General features: G+C 45.8%; 1 pseudogene. It reads right to left on the bottom strand.

Annotated elements, in window-relative coordinates:
* Positions 1 to 546 (bottom strand): annotated as a pseudogene (gene ardA, locus L2729_RS21570) (acrylate reductase flavoprotein subunit ArdA); the annotation flags it as partial.

The raw sequence follows: 546 nt of genomic DNA, 5'->3' as shown, positions 1-546 counted from the left end.
CAATAATGCACTTTCGGCCATAGTCTTACGACGGTGAATGGCGCTTCGATAAACTTATCTTTAGCCTTAGTCATGTTCTTACCGAACTGCTTGTCATCACCAGACTTAACGAATTCGTTATACTCTGCGATCTGAGCTTTAAGCGCTGTAAGCGGCACTTCAAAATGCTTGGCAAGCTCTTCAACTGAATCGAACTTCCAACCCACGTTGTACTTGATTACTTTCTTAGTATTCGGATGCTTTTTAGAATCCTTGTAGCTAGTGATCAAGATTGGAGGCAGTGCGTTACCCTTTTCATCACGGCAACTTAGCTCAGCATCGGCACGCGTCTTACGGTCAGCAATTTCGTTCATGAAACGCTTACCCGTTAGGCGGTTTACAGCCATTGAATGAGGGAAATTGTAGATAGAATAGTTAGACACATAACCGAATCCGCCTTCATCAGGTGACGCCCAAGGGCCAGATTGAATGTGCGCTAAATGTACAGGAATGGCGCCTAAGCGGAACATCTCATACATACCTTCGCCCGTGGCACCAGGTGCGTTT

Origin of the sequence: Shewanella gelidimarina (assembly GCF_023283945.1) — a bacterium.
Taxonomy (GTDB): domain Bacteria; phylum Pseudomonadota; class Gammaproteobacteria; order Enterobacterales; family Shewanellaceae; genus Shewanella; species Shewanella gelidimarina.
The sequence above is the reverse complement of the archived record's forward strand: the minus strand, read 5'-3'. Positions and strand labels throughout refer to the sequence as shown.